Below are 649 nucleotides of genomic sequence, written 5' to 3'. Positions count from 1 at the left end.
GACCCGCAGGAAGGACAGGTCGAAGGGGTCGAAGACCAGCTCGACGCGCTGGCCGGACAGGAGCGGATCGACCTGGTAGCGGTTGCCGTGCATGGAGACCAGCGCGGTCTTGGAGACGGTGCGGTATTCGGACCAGCGGAAGGCTTCGGCGAGGTCGGCCGGGGCGGGGACCGGGAAGGGGCTGCCGGTCATCCACCGGCCCAGTGGGGCGGCTCCGGTCTCGGAGTGAACTCGGCGGTGGTAGACGTTCTCGACCCAGGCGGTGAACAGCCGGTTCATTTCCAGCAGGCTGGTGATCTGTCGTCCCGGTTTTCCGTCGCCGGAGGCGATCTCGACGACGAACTCGCTGTTCACGGTCCTGAAGAACCGTTCGATCTTGCCTCTGCCCTGTGGTCTGCCGGGGGTGGAGTGGACCAGTTTGATGCCGAGTTTCGCGCAGGCTCTCAGGAGCCATGAGTCCACGAACGCGCTGCCGTTGTCGACGTAGACCAAGCGCGGGACGCCGCGGGATGCGAGGGCTGGCCGCAGGGCCGCGGCCAGGCGGACGGTGTCCTCGGAGAAGCCCCACCGGTGGCCGACCACGGCCCGCGAGTGGTCGTCGATGAACGCGAACAGGTACGTTTTCCTGCCCTCGATCATCGGCCCGTGC

The 649-nt window shown here is 67.3% G+C and carries 1 protein-coding gene; it reads right to left on the bottom strand.

What is annotated here, in order from left to right:
* Positions 1-649 (bottom strand): DDE-type integrase/transposase/recombinase (locus NBG84_RS39770; RefSeq protein ID WP_250924619.1); only part of this gene is annotated, 649 nt, incomplete at both ends.

Source organism: Streptomyces albipurpureus, from assembly GCF_023701525.1.
Taxonomy (GTDB): Bacteria; Actinomycetota; Actinomycetes; order Streptomycetales; family Streptomycetaceae; genus Streptomyces; species Streptomyces albipurpureus.
This window is presented reverse-complemented; position numbering and strand designations above follow the sequence as displayed.